This window comes from Oceanicella sp. SM1341 (assembly GCF_003448965.1).
In the GTDB taxonomy this organism is placed as follows: domain Bacteria; phylum Pseudomonadota; class Alphaproteobacteria; order Rhodobacterales; family Rhodobacteraceae; genus Paroceanicella.
The window spans coordinates 283,140-298,665 of record NZ_QRGC01000003.1 but is presented as its reverse complement, the minus strand read 5'-3'; the positions used below and the strand labels follow the sequence as shown (position 1 = coordinate 298,665).

17 protein-coding genes and 1 pseudogene are annotated in these 15,526 nt (G+C 72.1%); 11 read left to right on the top strand and 7 right to left on the bottom strand.

What is annotated here, in order from left to right; translation table 11 throughout:
- Positions 1–151: 151 nt before the first annotated feature.
- Positions 152–1,108: an NAD-dependent epimerase/dehydratase family protein gene (locus tag D3P35_RS05285; RefSeq protein ID WP_118133408.1), complete on the top strand. Its 957-nt coding sequence runs from the start codon at positions 152–154 to the stop codon at positions 1,106–1,108.
- Between the two features lie 279 nt (positions 1,109–1,387).
- On the opposite strand, the gene D3P35_RS05280 is transcribed toward D3P35_RS05285, so the two are convergent.
- The gene (locus D3P35_RS05280) at positions 1,388–2,173 is read right to left on the bottom strand and encodes a hypothetical protein (protein ID WP_118133407.1); all 786 of its coding nucleotides are present in this window, start codon (positions 2,171–2,173) and stop codon (positions 1,388–1,390) included.
- Positions 2,174–2,373: 200 nt separating this feature from the next.
- On the opposite strand from D3P35_RS05280, the gene D3P35_RS05275 reads away from it, so the two are divergent.
- Positions 2,374–2,610: an HU family DNA-binding protein gene (locus D3P35_RS05275; protein ID WP_118133406.1), complete on the top strand. Its 237-nt coding sequence runs from the start codon at positions 2,374–2,376 to the stop codon at positions 2,608–2,610.
- Positions 2,607–3,488 carry a sulfotransferase family 2 domain-containing protein gene (locus D3P35_RS05270; protein WP_118133405.1) on the top strand — a complete coding sequence of 294 codons (882 nt, stop codon included), beginning with the start codon at positions 2,607–2,609 and terminating at the stop codon, positions 3,486–3,488. Before D3P35_RS05275 ends, D3P35_RS05270 begins: the two co-directional genes overlap by 4 nt.
- Before the next feature lie 308 nt (positions 3,489–3,796).
- Here D3P35_RS05270 and D3P35_RS05265 read toward each other — a convergent pair whose 3' ends face one another.
- The 4 genes and pseudogenes from D3P35_RS05265 to D3P35_RS05250 all read right to left on the bottom strand — a co-directional run bounded on the left by D3P35_RS05265 (position 3,797) and on the right by D3P35_RS05250 (position 6,558).
- Positions 3,797–3,970, bottom strand: coding sequence for an NUDIX hydrolase (locus tag D3P35_RS05265; protein WP_157982043.1), 174 nt, complete (start codon positions 3,968–3,970; stop codon positions 3,797–3,799).
- Positions 3,971–4,111: 141 nt separating this feature from the next.
- Positions 4,112–4,447: a hypothetical protein gene (locus tag D3P35_RS05260; RefSeq protein WP_118133403.1), complete on the bottom strand. Its 336-nt coding sequence runs from the start codon at positions 4,445–4,447 to the stop codon at positions 4,112–4,114.
- Positions 4,448–5,009: 562 nt separating this feature from the next.
- Positions 5,010–5,598 (bottom strand): annotated as a pseudogene (gene pth / locus D3P35_RS05255) (aminoacyl-tRNA hydrolase); the annotation flags it as partial.
- A 342-nt stretch (positions 5,599–5,940) separates the two neighbouring features.
- Positions 5,941–6,558 carry a 50S ribosomal protein L25/general stress protein Ctc gene (locus D3P35_RS05250; protein ID WP_118133402.1) on the bottom strand — a complete coding sequence of 206 codons (618 nt, stop codon included), beginning with the start codon at positions 6,556–6,558 and terminating at the stop codon, positions 5,941–5,943.
- 754 nt (positions 6,559–7,312) lie between these two features.
- Here D3P35_RS05250 and D3P35_RS05245 point away from each other — a divergent pair.
- From D3P35_RS05245 to D3P35_RS05215, 7 genes are all read left to right on the top strand, one after another.
- Entirely contained in the window at positions 7,313–8,071 is a 759-nt protein-coding gene (locus D3P35_RS05245; protein ID WP_118133401.1) for a (Fe-S)-binding protein, read from the top strand.
- Between the two features lie 76 nt (positions 8,072–8,147).
- Positions 8,148–9,572, top strand: a complete 1,425-nt coding sequence (locus D3P35_RS05240; protein ID WP_118133400.1) for a LutB/LldF family L-lactate oxidation iron-sulfur protein — start codon at positions 8,148–8,150, stop codon at positions 9,570–9,572.
- Positions 9,569–10,249 carry an LUD domain-containing protein gene (locus tag D3P35_RS05235; protein ID WP_118133399.1) on the top strand — a complete coding sequence of 227 codons (681 nt, stop codon included), beginning with the start codon at positions 9,569–9,571 and terminating at the stop codon, positions 10,247–10,249. The genes D3P35_RS05240 and D3P35_RS05235 overlap by 4 nt, the downstream gene beginning before the upstream one ends.
- A gap of 168 nt (positions 10,250–10,417) precedes the next feature.
- Positions 10,418–10,681: a hypothetical protein gene (locus D3P35_RS05230; protein WP_118133398.1), complete on the top strand. Its 264-nt coding sequence runs from the start codon at positions 10,418–10,420 to the stop codon at positions 10,679–10,681.
- Positions 10,682–10,996: 315 nt separating this feature from the next.
- Positions 10,997–11,260, top strand: coding sequence for a hypothetical protein (locus D3P35_RS05225; RefSeq protein ID WP_118133397.1), 264 nt, complete (start codon positions 10,997–10,999; stop codon positions 11,258–11,260).
- Between the two features lie 373 nt (positions 11,261–11,633).
- Entirely contained in the window at positions 11,634–11,897 is a 264-nt protein-coding gene (locus D3P35_RS05220) for a hypothetical protein (RefSeq protein WP_232830391.1), read from the top strand.
- 194 nt (positions 11,898–12,091) lie between these two features.
- Positions 12,092–13,288 carry a patatin-like phospholipase family protein gene (locus tag D3P35_RS05215; protein WP_157982042.1) on the top strand — a complete coding sequence of 399 codons (1,197 nt, stop codon included), beginning with the start codon at positions 12,092–12,094 and terminating at the stop codon, positions 13,286–13,288.
- Between the two features lie 291 nt (positions 13,289–13,579).
- Here the strand turns inward: D3P35_RS05215 and trpA are convergent, their stop codons facing one another.
- Both trpA and D3P35_RS05205 read right to left on the bottom strand, forming a co-directional pair.
- The gene (trpA, locus tag D3P35_RS05210; RefSeq protein ID WP_118133394.1) at positions 13,580–14,371 is read right to left on the bottom strand and encodes a tryptophan synthase subunit alpha; all 792 of its coding nucleotides are present in this window, start codon (positions 14,369–14,371) and stop codon (positions 13,580–13,582) included.
- 112 nt (positions 14,372–14,483) lie between these two features.
- A complete protein-coding gene (locus tag D3P35_RS05205) occupies positions 14,484–14,831 on the bottom strand; it encodes a hypothetical protein (RefSeq protein WP_118133393.1) in 348 nt (115 codons plus the stop codon).
- 143 nt (positions 14,832–14,974) lie between these two features.
- On the opposite strand from D3P35_RS05205, the gene D3P35_RS05200 reads away from it, so the two are divergent.
- A complete protein-coding gene (locus tag D3P35_RS05200; RefSeq protein ID WP_118133392.1) occupies positions 14,975–15,394 on the top strand; it encodes a VOC family protein in 420 nt (139 codons plus the stop codon).
- The last annotated feature ends 132 nt before the right edge of the window (positions 15,395–15,526 follow it).

Genomic DNA, 15,526 nt, shown 5'->3' with positions numbered 1-15,526 from the left:
GTGGCGCGGCCGGCCGCCGCCCGCGCGGCCGGCCCGGGCCGGGGCCGCGGTACCGAAATCCCGGGGTGACATGCCGCGCGGGGGGAATATATTGCCTATGCGGGCGGCAGGGACTACGCTCCTGTCGCTGTACAGATGAAAGCGGGTCTGCATGCCACTGATGAAGCCGAGCAGGATCTGCGTCCTCGGAGCGGCCGGGTTTATCGGACGCCACGTGGTGTCAGAATGCCTGTCCCGCGGGAGTTCCGTCGTCGCGGTCGACATCGTCGACAGGATGTCCCCGCATCTCGCGAACCACTCACGCCTCGAGTTCCGCCAGGGCGCGCTGACCGACGAGACCTTCGTGCGCTCGGCCCTCGAGGGCTGCGACGCGGTGATCTGCCTCGCCCCCGCCAGCCTGCCCGCCACCTCGAACGCCGACATGGCCGGCGAGGTGATGGCCTCAGTGCATGCCACCGTGAAGATCGCCGAGATCGCCTGCGAGCTCGGGGTGCGCAACTTCGTCTTCGCCTCCTCCGGCGGCACGGTCTACGGCATCGACAGCCCCGACGCCCTGCCCGAGAACGCCCCCACCCAGCCGCGCAACGCCTATGGCGTCTCCAAGCTCGCCATCGAGCACTACCTGCGCGTGCTGCGTGACCTGCGGGGCATGCACACGGTCTCGCTGCGCATCGCGAACCCCTACGGCGTGGGCCAGAACGCCGGCAACGGCCAGGGCTTCATCGCCATGGCCATGCGCCGCGCCTTCGGGGGCGAGAGCATGACCATCTGGGGCGACGGCTCGGTGGTGCGCGACTTCATCTTCGTGAAGGACCTCGCCGAGGCGATCTGCGCGGGGGCCGAGTACACCGGCGCCGAGCCCGCGATCAACATCGGCTCGGGCCTGGGCTACTCGCTGCGCGAGGTGGCGCGGATGGTCGAGAGCATCTCCGGCCGCAAGCTGGAGCTGGTGTTCGAGCCCAACCGGCGCATCGACGTGGCGCACAACGTGCTCGACATCTCGCTGGCCTTCCGCGAGCTGGGCTGGCGCCCCTCCACGGCGATCGAATCCGGCCTGCTCGCCACGGCCGAATGGTGGGAAACCCGCCGCATCTCCCAGCAGACCTGATCGACCCCGGGCTCCGGGCTCCGGCACGGCCTGTCCCGACCGGCGCGCGTGCCCGCCCGTGCCGCGGGCAGGGCGCGCGGGCGACGCAACGTCATGCCGGCGGGGCAGGGGGCTCGCGCCTCCCGCCCCGTCGCGGCGCCGTGCGGGAGGCGGGGCGCACCGGGCCGGCGAGGCCCCGGGTCAGGCCCGGGGCAGCGGGGATCCCGGGGGCGAGAGGGGCGCGGTGCCGCCGCAGGGGGCGCGCACGGGGCCCCGGGCTCAGCCCCGCGGGGGGCTGCCTCAGGCGGCGGCCATCTCCCAGGCCTCGGTGGCGATCTCGGCATAGACCGCGGAGACCGCCTTGTAGAGGTAGAGGTCGAGGGCGTTGTTCTCCATGATCCGCGCGTGCAGGTCGGCGGTCATCTCCACCTCGTTCTCCTCGGTCGAGGGGGTCACGCGCGAGCGGGCCTCCGGCGCCGAGCCGCCCCACATCATCCGCGACATCAGCAGGTAGCTCAGCGGGTAGCGCTCCTGCAGGCCCACGAAGGCATAGCGGGTGAACAGCCGCTCCTTCGCCTCCTCCGGGTCGATCTTCACCGTGCCGAACAGGTAGCGGCTCATCTTGTTCGCTTCCAGCGGCTCGTCCACGAAGGCGTCGATCGTGGGGTAGCGGGCGATGAAGTTGCGCCAGGGCGGGTGCATCTCGGTGCGGCAGTAGCGGTATTCCGACACGATGCGCGACAGCGGGTGGCGCAGGTAGGTGAAGAACTGCACGTCCGGCACCGCCGCGGCGATCTGCTCCACGTGCGGCGCGAAGATGTGCCCCGAGGCGGAGCGGCATTTCAGCGCCATGCCGCTCTCGATGAACTGGGTCACCGCGGCGCTCATCATGTCGCCGGTGAAGGAGGTGTCGGGCTGGTAGTCGATCGCCATGTTCCGGTACGGGCGCAGCCGTGCCGAGAGTTCCTGGGCGAGCGACGAGCCGGCAGTCTTCGGAATGTGATGCAGGAACCACAGGCCGGTTTCGGTCTTGTGATCCTCGATGTACTGCGCGACATGGCCTCGCTTGAGGTCGTTGAAACTCATCCGATACCCCGGCTGGCTGAACTGAGCCAAACTTACCTGCTGGGGGCGCAGAGGCAAGCCCCGTATGGCCTCGCGCCGGCGCCCTCTCCCTTGACTTCGCCGCCACCCTCGGTATCTGTCGGGGAACCGTGCTTCCCGCCCGGAACTGGCCGTCGGGATGGTCCGGCATCCCCCGGGAAAGCGCATTGAAAGGACAGCCCATGACACTCAAGGAGCTCGCCGATCGCGTCAGCGCCGAGAGCGGCGTAACGCCCCGCGAGGCGCAGCGTGCCCTGCGCGGCTTCTTCTCGGTGCTCGACACCGAGATCGAGGCCTCGGACGTGGTGTTCCTGCCCGGTTTCGGGCGCCTGCTGAAGCGCCGGACCGCCGACGGCAGGGAGCGCGTGGTGCTGGTGCGTCGCAAGCCCGCCGCCGCCGGCACGGAGGATGGCGCGTGAGCCTCGGCCAGCCTTCCGATTCCGGCGGCCGCCCGCTGACCTTCGCCGATTTCCGCCCCGGACGCGTGCGCGACTACATCGAGGCGATGCGCGCCTCCGGCATGTGGGTGTTCCAGCACATCCCCAAGACCGCGGGCTCCTCGCTCTCGGCCGAGCTGGCGCGCCACCGCGGGCCCTACCGCAACATCCACATCGCCTACATGGACCGCGGCTCCAGCCTGACGGACCGGCGCGACGCGGCCACCCAGCAGTTCCTCGACGACCTGGGCTCCGAGCAGCTCCGCTCGGCCTCCGGCCACCTGCGCTTCGAGAACGTGGAGAGCATCCGCGAGGCGATCCCGGACGTGCATCTCTTCACCTTCGTGCGCGACCCGGTGGAGCGGGTGATCTCCGAGTACCACTACTCGCGCAGCCCCGAGCACGCCGACCCCGAGGGGTTCATGAAGCGCTTCCCCACGCTGGGGGATTTCGCGCGCTCCTCGGAGGCCACGAACAAGATGGCGGTGTTCATCGCCGGCCGCCGGCGCATCGCGCCCGCGCACCTGCCGCAATATGCCTTCGAGCGCTTCCACTTCATCGGCAGCCAGAAGCTCTACACCCTGAGCTACCGGCTGCTCTCGACCATGCTGTGGCACCCGACCAAGCAGAAGGCGGCGCTGCGCGTCTCCGGCCGCAAGAACGCGGCGGACGACGTGGACCCGGAGATCCTCGAGATCATCCGCGACAACAACCGCGCCGACCAGGCCCTGTTCAACGCCGTGCAGGTGGCCTACCGCGAGGTGCGCGACGAGCTCAACGAGGTGCTGAAGGAATACGCCGAGGAGTGGCGGGCGAAGAACCCCCGCGCCGACGCCGACACCGTGAGCACCGCCGACTGAACCCGCCGCGCGGCCCCGCCCGGGCCCGGCGGAGGCCGTTCCGGCCGCGCCTTCTGCCTCGCCCGCCCCGGCTGGCGCCGGGGCGCGCTCAGGCGGGGCGTCACGCGGGGCCGGCGGCCGCGGCCCCGGGCCTGTGAGGGCAGCCGCCGCCCGGCCACAGCCTGCTCACCCCCGCCCGGACATGAGCCGCGCCCTTGGCCCGGCAGGACAGAGCGCCGGCCGGCCCGTCCCGTCCGGCTCGCCGGGGCACGGTGCGCATCGTGCCGCGCCCTCGCGGAAGGGGAGGCCGCCGCGTCCCCGAGGGTTCCCTAACGCGGCGCCACCCCGTACACCGCCATGCTCGCCTGGCCCTGCGTGCGCTCTTGCGTGCAGAGGTTCCCGGAGGACACCGGCGCGCCGGGCGGGCACAGCTCCAGCCCCTCGCGGATCACCGCCGCCGCCGGTGTCTCGCCGAAGTCGACCCTGCCGCCGGGCCGCGGCATGCCCTGCACCGCGGCATCGTCGGGCAGCGCGGCGGCCGGCCATGCAGGCGGATGGCCTTGGTGCGGATCCCGGGGGGGGCCATGTGGCGATGCCGCGGCCTCGGCAGGGCCGAAAGCCCCCGGCGGGCCGGGTCCGGCCGGTCACGTCGGGATCCGGATCGAGGGATCGGCGCGCAGGGCGGCCACCACCGCCGCGGCGCGGCGCTGCGTGGTCGGGCCGATCCCGAGCGACATGTGCTCCGCCTCGATGCGCACGAGGAGATCGGTCACCTCGGCGGCGGGCCTGCCGTCGAGCAGCGCGTATGCGGCCCCGACGAGATAGGTATCGTATTCGTCGGCGAAGGTCTGGTGCGCCTCGTGGCGCCAGTCGCCGGCGCCCGGGCCCACGTCTGGCAGCAGCCCGATCGGGTCCCACAGCGTCCAGCCGATGTCACGCAGCTTGTCGAGATCGACGAGGGGGTCGGGTGTCAGGGTCATTGCTCACCTCCGGGGCGGGTCCGGGACCATCCTGCGCCTGCGCCGGCCCGGGTCAGCAGTCTCGCGACGGCCATTCCCCCTGCGCGCCCGCCCCGCGCGCAGTGAGCCACCTGCAGCGGTTGCTCCACGGGGGATCGGAGGCCTCGGCGCACGCCACGCCGCGCGCGCCGCGCAGCGACGCCGCTCCGGCGCGCAGGCACCCGCATCGGCGCCGGGATGACTGGCGGCGGGGCCCCCCCCGCTCAGTCCTTCGAGAACTTGGCCAGCAGTTTCGCCAGCGGGCTGTCGGGCGACTTGGCCTGCACCTGGGCTACCTTGTCGGCCGCGCGGCGCTGGGCCGAGGCGGCGTGCTTGGCCTTGTAGGGGGCGGACTTGCCGGGAGTCGCCCCGGAGGGGCGCTTCACGGACTCGCCGGAGGAGCGCTTCACGGACTCGCCGGAGGGGCGCTTCAAGGACTCGCCGGAGGAGCGCGTCACCCCGGGGGGGTGCTTTGAAGACTCCCCGGAGGAGTGCTTTGAAGACTCCCCGGAGCCGTGCCCTGCATCCTCCCCGGCCGGGCGCTTGCCCTCGCCGGAGGGGCGCTGCGGAATGGTGCGCAGGGCGACGGCGTTCTGGAAGCGGCCGGTGTCGCCCTCGGCGAGCGCGGGGGCGCCGTCGGAGATGCCGCGCAGCAGGTCGTCGAGCCAGTCCGCGTCGGCCTTGGCGAAATCTCCTAGCACGTGGCCGGTGACCTTTTCCTTCGAGCCGGGGTGGCCGATGCCCAGCCGCACCCGGTGGTAGGCCTCGCCGATATGCTGGTGCATCGAGCGCAGCCCGTTGTGGCCGGCATGGCCGCCGCCGGTCTTGCAGCGCAGGCGGCCGGGGGCGAGGTCGAGCTCGTCGTGGAACACGGTCACGTCGCCAGGCTCGAGCTTGTAGAAGCGCATCGCCTCGCTCACCGCCTGGCCGGAGAGGTTCATGAAGGTGGCGGGCTTGAGCAGCAGCACCTTCTCGCGGCCCAGCCGGCCCTCGGAGACCTCGCCCTGGAACTTCGCGCGCCAGGGGCCGAAGCCGTGGTCTTCCGCGATGCGCTCCACGGCCATGAAGCCGATGTTGTGGCGGTTGCGGGCGTATTGCCCGCCGGGGTTGCCCAGTCCGACGAGAAGTTTCATGGCCTGTGTCCTCTCCCTTCCCGGCGCTCCCGGCGCCCCGTCCCGGCTCGGCCGGCATGGTCTCGTGCCGGCGCCCTTCCGGGTGCCGTTCGCTCATCCCGGGGGCTGTCCCGGCCCGGTCCGCGGTTCACGCACCTTCGGTACAGCGTGCGCGTCACGCACCTTCGGTGCGATCTCAACCCACGCACCTCCGGTGAGATGCCCCGCTGCGCACCTCCGATGAGGTAGCGAGCTGTGCAGTTCCGGCAAGACAGGGTGCGCGGCCCGGCCCGGCGCTTCAATGCGAAAACGCGCCGCAGAGGGGGCTGCGGCGCGTTCCGGTGTGCTTCGGTCCGGGGCGGATTATTCCGCCTCGGCCTCCTCGCCTTCCTCCTCGGCCTCGGCCGAGCGCAGGCCCGACGGGGCGGAGATGTTGGCGATCACGAAGTCGCGGTCGGTGATGGCAGGGCGGGCGCCCTCGGGCATCGCCACGTCATGCGCCTTCACCACGTCGCCGATCTCGAGGCCCGAGAGGTCCACGGTGAGGTGGTCCGGGATGTTCGAGGCGGAGACGACGAGCTCGACCATCGGGCGGACGACGGTCACGGTGCCGCCGCGCTTCAGGCCGGGGGCCGCGCCGTGGTTGATGAACTCGACCGGGATCATCAGGTTGATCTTGCTGTTCTCGCTGAGGCGCAGGAAGTCCACGTGAATGGGCAGGTCCTTGACCACGTGGCGCTGGACGGCGCGGCAGACCACGCGGTTGTCCTGGCCGTCGACCTTCACGTTGATGAGGGTCGAGAGGAAGTGGCCGGCCTTCAGCTGCTTCAGAAGGACGTTGTGCTTCACGTTGATGGACTGGGGGTCCTTGCCGCCGCCGTAGATGACGCCGGGGACCAGCCCTTCGCGACGCGCGGTGCGGGCAGCCCCTTTGCCCGTGCCGGTACGCGCCGTAGCCTCGAGAATGATTTTCTCAGCCATTTGGCTTGCTCCTGTTCAAGAGTGCGGCGATCCTCCAGGGGTGTAAGCGCCGCGGATGGGGGTTCCTACACGATCTGGCCCCGATTTCAAGCCGAATCGCCCCGCGATACGCGCGCCCGCGCCACACGCCGGACCAGCGCGCGCAAACGCGCGAGAGACAGGCAGGCGGTGCAGGCGGCAGGCGCGCGATGCGCCCGCGCGGGCGAGGCGCCCCGGGGCGGGCGCCTCAGGCAAGCGGACAGGGCACCCACCGCGGGCTCAGGCGCACCGGGGGCGCAGCCCCCGGCCCGGCCCAACGGCGCGGGAGCGGCGCCGCAGGCGCCCGACCAGAGCGGGCGGGAGGGCTCCCGGTCCGTCGCCACGCCGCGGCATGTGCTCCCCCCACGGCCCGCCCGATGCCGCCCCTGCCGGGAAGGGCGACGGGCAAGCAGGTCTCCGTGTTCCGGCTCGGCCGCTCCTCCCCGCGGCGGAGCGGAGCGTGGGCCTCCCGCCCCTCCGCTGCCCCCCGTGCCCTGCGGGCCCGGGAGACTGCTCCGCGTTGGGCCGCGCCGGGCCGCCGGGGCGGCCCGGCGGCAGCGCTTCGGGGGCGGGTGGGCGCCTGTCGCAGCTCCCGGTTGCAGCATGGGCCGGGCGGCCGCGCGGCCCGGTTGCACGCGCCGTTCGGTCGCAGGGCGGGCGGGGCCGGGCGGGACAGCAGCCTTGCGCAGTTCCTTCAAACTGGTAGAAAAAACCGACCACTCCAGCGGAGACCCCCATGTCCAAGCCAAAGGTTGCCCTGTTCGTCACGTGTCTCGTGGACATGTTCAGGCCCAGTGTCGCCTTCGCGACCATCAAGCTTCTCGAACAGGCCGGCTGCGAGGTGGAGGTGCCCGAGGCGCAGACCTGCTGCGGCCAGCCGGCCTGGAACTCGGGCGACCGCAGGACCGCCGCTTCCATCGCCCGCCAGGTGATCGCCGCCTTCGAGGGCTACGACTATGTCGTCGCCCCCTCCGGCTCCTGCGGCGCGACCATCGCCAAGGACTACGCCCAGATGTTCGAGGCCTCCGACCCCTGGGCGGCCCGCGCGCAGGCGCTGGGGGCGAAGACCCACGAGATCACCAGCTTCCTCACCGACGTGATGGGCCTTCAGGGCGTCACCGCCCGGCTCGAGGAGCACGCCACCTACCACGACAGCTGCTCGGGCCTGCGCTCGCTCGGCGTGCAGGCCCAGCCGCGCGCCCTGCTCGGCACGGTGGAGGGGCTCACCCTCACGGAGATGAAGGAATCCGAGGTCTGCTGCGGCTTCGGCGGCACGTTCTGCGTGAAATACCCCGACATCTCCAACGCCATGGTGGGCGACAAGACCCGCAACGCCGCGGCCACCGGCGCCGGCCTGCTGCTCGCGGGCGATCTCGGGTGCCTGATGAACATGGCCGGCAAGGCCAGCCGCGAGGGCCGGCCGATGAAGGCCCGCCACGTGGTCGAGGTGCTCGCCGGCATGACCGACACCCCCGCCATCGGCGAAGAGGGCTGATGCCCCGCGCCCGCGCTGCCCACCTCTGCGCCGCGGCCCCCGCGCCCGGCCCCGCCCAAGCCCGAAGGATGCTCCGATGAGCCACGCCCATCCGACGACCCCCGCCTTCAAGTCCAACTCGCGCGATGCGCTCGCCAACGCCAACCTGCAGACGGCGCTGCGCAACGCCCGCGGCCATTTCGTCGACAAGCGCGCCGCCGCCGCCGCCAAGGTCTCCGAGTTCGAGCAGATCCGTGACGCCGGCCGCGAGATGAAGAACCACACGCTCGCCCACCTCGACCTCTACCTCGAGGAATACGAGGCCCGGGTCACCGCCGCCGGCGGCCACGTGCACTGGGCCGAGAGCGCCGAGGACGCCCGCCGCATCGTGCTCGAGATCTGCCGCTCAGTGAACGCGAAGACCGTGAACAAGGGCAAGACGATGATCTCCGAGGAATGCGGGATCAACGACCACCTGGCGGCAAACGGCATCACCCCGGTGGAGACCGACCTCGGCGAATACATCATCCAGCTCCGCCACGAAGCGCCGAGCCACATCATCGCCCCCGCCGTCCACGTCACGGTGCCCGAGATCGAGGCCGCCTTCCGCAAGGCCCACGCCCACCTGCCGCCGGACCGCGACCTCTCCGACAACGCCACCCTGCAGATGGAAGCCCGCCGCATCCTGCGCGAGAAGTACTTCCAGGCCGAGGTGGGCATCACCGGCGCCAACATGCTCATCGCCGAGACCGGCCAGAGCGTGATCGTCACCAACGAGGGCAACGGCGACCTCTCGCAGTCGCTGCCGAAGGTGCACATCGTGATGGCGAGCCTGGAAAAGCTCGTCCCCACGCTCGACGACGCCGCCACCGTGCTGCGCCTGCTCGCGCGCTCGGCCACCGGGCAGGAAATGTCGGTCTACACCACCTTCTCCTCCGGCCCGCGCCGCAGCGAAGACCCCGACGGGCCCGAGCAATACCACGTGGTGCTGCTCGACAACGGCCGCTCCAACATGGTGGGCACCGAGTTCCAGGAGATGCTGCGCTGCATCCGCTGCGGCGCCTGCATGAACCACTGCCCGGTCTACCAGTCGGTGGGCGGGCACGCCTATGGCTGGGTCTACCCCGGGCCGATGGGCGCGGTGCTCACCCCCTCGCTCATCGGGGTGGAGGAGGGCGGCCAGCTGCCCAACGCCTCCACCTTCTGCGGCCGCTGCGAGAGCGTGTGCCCGATGAAGATCCCGCTGCCCAGGATGATGCGCCACTGGCGCGAGCGCGAGTTCGAGAAGCGCCTCACCCCCTCGGCCGCGCGCTACGGCCTGTCGCTCTGGGCCTTCTTCGCCCGGCGCCCGGCGCTCTACCGCTTCGGCACCCGGATGGGCATGAAGGCGCTGCGCCGGCTCGCCGGCGGGCGCGGCCGCCTCGCCTCCCTGCCGCTCGGCGGCGGCTGGACCGGCGAGCGCGACTTCCCCGCCCCGCAGGGCAAGACCTTCATGGACCAGTGGAAGGAGGCGCGCCGATGAGCGCCCGCGACCGCATCCTCGGCCGGCTGCGCACCGCGCTTGCCGACCCCGAGCGCCCGCAGCCCGAGCGCGAGGCCGCCGTGGCCGCCCGCCTGCGCGGCGAGGGCCCGCACGCCCCCGTGCCCGCCTTCGCCCAGGCGCATGGCCAGGCCCGGCTCACCCAGTTCATGGCCAAGCTCGAGGCGGTGGATGCCACCGTCTCACGCGTGTCCTCGCTGCCCGAGCTGCCCCGCGCGCTCGCCCACGAGCTGCGCAACCGAAACCTGCCCGCCGAGATCCGCCACGGCGCCGACCCCGCCTTCGCCGGGCTCGACTGGGGCGCCATCTCCGCCTCCACCGGCATCGGCCGCATCGAGGAGCCGGCCACCCTCTCGCGCGCCCGCTACGGCATGGCCGAGACCGGCACGCTCGTGCTCGCCTCCGGGCCCGACAACCCGGTCACCCTCACCTTCCTCGGCGAAACCCATTTCGTGGTGGTGTTCGAGGATGACGTGAAGGCCGGGCTGGAGGAGGTCTGGGCCGGGCTGCGCGGCTCGGGGCTCGACCCGCGCACGGTGAACATGGTCACCGGCCCCTCGCGCTCCGCCGACATCGGGCAGAAGCTGCAGCTCGGCGCCCACGGCCCGGTGGCGCTGCACGTGTTCCTCGTCTCGGGCTCCGGCCTCACGGATGCGTGAACGTCCGTGAAGGCGCGGGGCGCAACAATGTCCTGTGGCAGTCGTTGACCCGGCATGAAGCAAGGCGAACAGATCTTGCATATCGCAAGCAAGCATCGCCTTGCAGTCGACGCGTGAAGGGCAAGAAAAAGCCCACGTGAATTCAGAAGAAATCCGAGAGGAAGACCGATGAAACTCGCTATTGCCACCACCGCCGCCGCCCTCGCACTTGGCGTTACCGCCGCTTCCGCCGCGGACATGTCCTTCGAGGACCTGGACACCAACTCCGACGGCGCGCTGTCCATGACCGAGGTCGAGGCCGCGTATCCGAGCATCGACGAGGTGCAGTTCGGCACCTTCGACGCTGACGGCGACACGACCCTCGACGAGGCGGAGTTCACCTCGCTCAGCCAGGAGATGGACGCGAACAGCACGTCGAAGGACGACACCTGATCCGTCCGCCCCGTCCCGGGCCGCACCCCGGCCAGGGCTGAGGCCCCCGGCGCCCCGCTCCCTCGCGGGGGTGCCGCAGACAGACAAGACGCCCCGGCGCGGTCCCTCCCGCGCCGGGGCGATCTCGTTTCCGCGCTCCTCCCCGCCCCGCTCCTGCCGCGTCGCGATCGCGTGATCCGGCGTGAGCGTGCTGCGGTGCAACGCAAGCGCCGTGCCGGCCGTTGACACGCCAGGAAGCGGGACAGACCCCCGCCGACGGATCGCGGCAAGGCCAGTCAGCCCCCGCGTGAAATGAGACTACCGAAAGGAAGACCGATGAAATTCGCTATTGCCACCACTGCTGCCGCCCTCGCTCTCGGCGTGACCGCCGCCGGCGCCGCCGACTGGAGCTTCGAGGATGCCGATGCCAACGGTGATGGCGCCCTCACCCTGGAAGAGGTGCAGGTCATCTACCCCAGCGTCGACGAGATCCAGTTCAACACCTATGACGGCAACGCCGACAAGGTGCTCGACCAGAACGAATTCGTGTCCCTCAAGCAGGCAATGAGCACGAACGACACGCGGACCCAGTCCAAGTGATCCGCCCGCCCCGGCCCGGGCCGCACCGCGGCCACGGCCGAGGCGCGCCCACCGCCGCCCCTGGCGGCACCCGGCACTACCGCCCCGGGCGGCACCCGGCACCGCCGCCCCGGGCGGCGATCCGGCGCCGCCTCCCCGGGCGGCAATCCGGCAGGAACCAGACGCCCCGGCGCGGCCCCCCGCGCCGGGGCGCCTTCGTTTCCGGCCCGACCCGTGCGGTCGCGCCCGCGTGAACAGGCGTGATCGCGCTGCGGTGCAACGCAGGCGCGGGGCCCGCCGTTGACCTGCCGAGAAGCGGGGAACGAAACACCCGCCGGGATCGCGGCGGCGCCCGCCGCCACCGCGTGAGATGAGACGACTGAAAGGAAAACCGATGAAACTCGCTATTGCCTCCACCGCCGCCGCCCTCGCCCTCGGTGTGACCGCCGCGGGCGCCGCCGACCAGAGCTTCGGCGATGTCGATGCCAACAGCGATGGCGCCCTCTCCATGGAAGAGGTGCAGGCGGTCTACCCGACCGTCGACGAGATCCAGTTCAACACCTTCGATGCCAACGGCGACAAGGTGATCGACGAGGACGAGTTCGTCAGCATGAGCCAGCGCATGGATGCGAACCGCACCGACGCGAACGACAGCTGATCGCGCCCTGCCCCCGGCCGGACGACACCACACGCCCCGACGCCGCACCCCGGCGCCGGGGCGTTCACGTTCCGCCCGGCCGCTTTGAGCCGGCGCCCGCGCGTGCCACACTGGTCAAAGGTTCCTTCACCCGGGGCTGGCACTCTGGCCCCCGGCCGCTGCGGGAGGATCGCGTGAAGCTCGGAAGGCGCAGGTTGAGGATCGGACGCGGCCCGGCAGCCCCCCTGCCGGAGCGGGCCGGGCTCGTGCTCTCGGGCGGCGGCGCGCGCGGCGCCTACCAGGCCGGGGTGCTCAGCGCCGTGGCGGAGATCCTCGGCCCCGGCGCGCCGAACCCCTTCCCGGTCATCACCGGCCTCTCCGTGGGGGCAATCAACGCGCTGGCCCTCTCCTGCCGGCTGGCCGATTTCGGCACCGCCGCGCGGGAGGTGGAAGCCCTGTGGCGCGGGCTGCACTGCGGCTCGGTGTTCCGGGCCGACATGCGCGCCGTCACCGGGCGCATGGCCGCCTGGGCCGGGCACATGACCCTCGGCCGCCTCGGCATGCGCCCGCCGGATTCGCTGCTCGATTCCGCGCCGCTCGAAACCCTGCTCGAGGAGAACATCGATTTCGACGCCCTGCGCCGCTGCCTCGCGAGGGGCGACCTGCAGGCCGTGGGCATCACCGCCTCGAGCTATCAGACCGGCCAGGCCGTCACCTTCTACGAGGCGCGCGCGCCCCTCACCGGCTGGGCGCGCTCGCGGCGCGAGGGGGTGGCGGCGCGGCTCTCGGTGGAGCACATCATGGCCTCCACCGCCCTGCCGCTGATCTTCCCGGCCCGCCGCGTTGGCCCGGCCTTCTACGCCGACGGCGCCCTGCGCCAGACCGCGCCGCTCTCCTCGGCCATCCACCTCGGCGCCACCCGGCTGCTGGTGATCGCCGGGCGCGACGAGAGCATCGACGCCGGAGCCCCCGAGGGGGAGGAGCCGGAATACCCCGCGCCCGGCCTCATCGGCGGCCAGCTCCTCGACACGCTGTTCAACGACCAGCTCGACCTCGACATGGAGCGCCTGCTGCGCATCAACGACACCCTGGCGGTGATGACCCCGGCCCAGCTCGCCACCCGCGCCCTGCGCCCGGTGCAGCTCCTCACCATCCGCCCCTCGCGCGACGTGCGGGAGATCTCGGCGCGCCACGCCGGCGCGCTGCCCCGCCCGGTGCGGCTGATGCTGCGCGCCCTTGGCGCCTGGCGCCCGCCCTTCGTGCTCGCGAGCTACCTGCTGTTCGAGCCCGGCTACGTGGGCGAACTCATCGACCTCGGCCGCCAGGACACCCTCGCCCGTGCCGACGAGATCCGCCGCTTCCTCCGCCCCGAGGGCCTCACCCCCGAAGCCGACGCAGCCCTCGGCACCTGAGTGCCTGCGGCACGGCCTTGCTGGTGCCTGCGGTACGGCCTTGCCGGGGCCTGCGGCCCGGGCCGGATCCGACGCCTGCAAGTGCCTGCGGCCCGGCGGGGGCCGGCACTGGTGCCTGTAGCATGATCTTGATGGTGCTCGGGACACGGCCGGATCCGGTGCCTGCGACAGGGGCGGATCCGGTGCTTGAAGCGAGGGCGGGCGCGGGCGGATCCGGTGCAGGCGGCAGCCGCGGACACGGCCAGGCGCCACCGGACGGGTTTAGCACCAGCAAGGCCCTGCCGCGGGCAGTCAGGCGCGGTGGGCGCCTTCGGCGAGGGAGCGGACGAAGTCGAGCACTTCGGCGGCGGGCTTGCCCGCGCCGAGCTGCGAGACGATGGCCGAGCCCACCACCGCGCCGTCGGCCACGGCGGCGATGTCCTGCGCCGTCTCCGGGCTGCGGATGCCGAAGCCCACCACCACCGGCAGCTCGGTCTTCGCCTTGATGCGCGCCACTTCCGGGGCCACCCGGGCGGCGTTGGCGGAGGCGGCGCCGGTGATGCCGGTGATCGAGACGTAGTAGATGAAGCCCGAGCTGTTGGTGATCACCTTCGGCAGGCGCGCGTCGTCTGTCGTCGGGGTGGCGAGGCGGATGAAGTTCAGCCCCGCGGCCTGGGCGGGCAGGCAGAGCTCGTCGTCCTCCTCGGGGGGCAGGTCGACGACGATCAGCCCGTCGATGCCGGCGGCCTTCGCCGCCTCGAGGAAGGCGGGCACGCCCATGGAATAGATCGGGTTGTAATAGCCCATCAGCACGATCGGGGTGGTGCTGTCGCCCTCGCGGAAGCGGCGGGCCAGCTCAAGCGTGCGTTTCAGCGTCATCCCGGCTTCGAGCGCGCGCTGGGCGGCGAGCTGGATGGTGGCGCCGTCGGCCATCGGGTCGGTGAAGGGCAGGCCGAGCTCGACGATATCCGCCCCGGCGGCGGGCAGGCCGCGCAGCACCTCCAGCGAGGTGTCGAAATCCGGGTCGCCGCCCATGATGTAGGTCACGAAAGCCTTGCGGCCCTCGGCGCGGAGCCGTGCGAAGGTGTCGTCGATACGGGTCATGGCGTTCTCCCCTGCCTGCTGCCTCCCTCCCTTAAAAGGCCGGGAGGCAAAAAGCCATAGGGGGCGTTCCGGGGCCGCGCGCGGCGCCCCCGGCAGGGGTGTTCAGGCGGGATCAGTCGTCCTTGCGGAAGTACTTCTTCTCGCGGGGCTTGCCGTCCCAGCCGGTCTTGCCGCGCGGGCGGTCGTCGCCCTCGGACTTGCCGCGGTAGCCACCACGGTCGCCGCGGTCGCCGTCCTTGCGGAAGGAGGGGCGGTCACCCCGGTCGGAGCGCGGCGGGCGGCCGGCGCTCTCCTCGCGGACTTCCCATTTCTTCAGCAGCTTCGCGTTGAAGCGGTCGCGGCCGATGGTGCCCTCGTGGCACCACACGGTGGCGACCTCGTCACCCTCGATGGTCTCGACGGCCATGCGCATGGAGCCTGCGGTGAGGACCACGAGGTCCCCGATCTCGAAACTGGACATAACGTAACGTACCTTCTGAAGGCGGCCCACTGCCGGGGCCGCGTCGCGCGGGGGTCGTCATGGCCCCCGGAAGGCTGCACATATGCCTTTCGCGGCGCGCGGGAAAGACAATTCTTGCGCGATGATGAACGGGAGGGAAGCTGATGTTCAGCCACGTGATGATCGGCGCGCGCGACGTGCCCCGGATGGTGGCGTTCTACGACAGGGTGCTGGCGCATGTCGGGTTGCGGCGCAGCACGCCGGCCGATGCCTCCGACCCCGCCGGGGCGCTCTGGCAGGGCGAGGGGCGCTGGCCGCAGTTCGCCCTGCGCCCGCCCTTCGACGGCCGGCCGGCAAGTGCCGGCAACGGCGTGCAGATCGGCTTCCGCTGCCCCGGCCCGGAAGCGGTGCGCGCCGCCTGGGAAGAGGGCCTCGCCCTCGGCGGCACCGACGAGGGCGCCCCCGGCCCGCGCCCGCGCTACGCCCCCGACTTCCACGCCGCCTACCTGCGCGACCCCGAGGGCAACAAGCTGTGCTTCGTCTGGGCCGGCGACGCGGCGCCGGGGGACGCGGGCGCACGCTGACCCCGGTCAAGGCGCCCCGGCTTCCCGCCCTTCCCCACTGCGCCGTGAGGCGGCCCCGAGGCGCAACCGGCGTGCGGCGACGCAGGCCACCGACCCGACACAGGATCCGGGTGGCCGCTGCCCCCGCCGCCG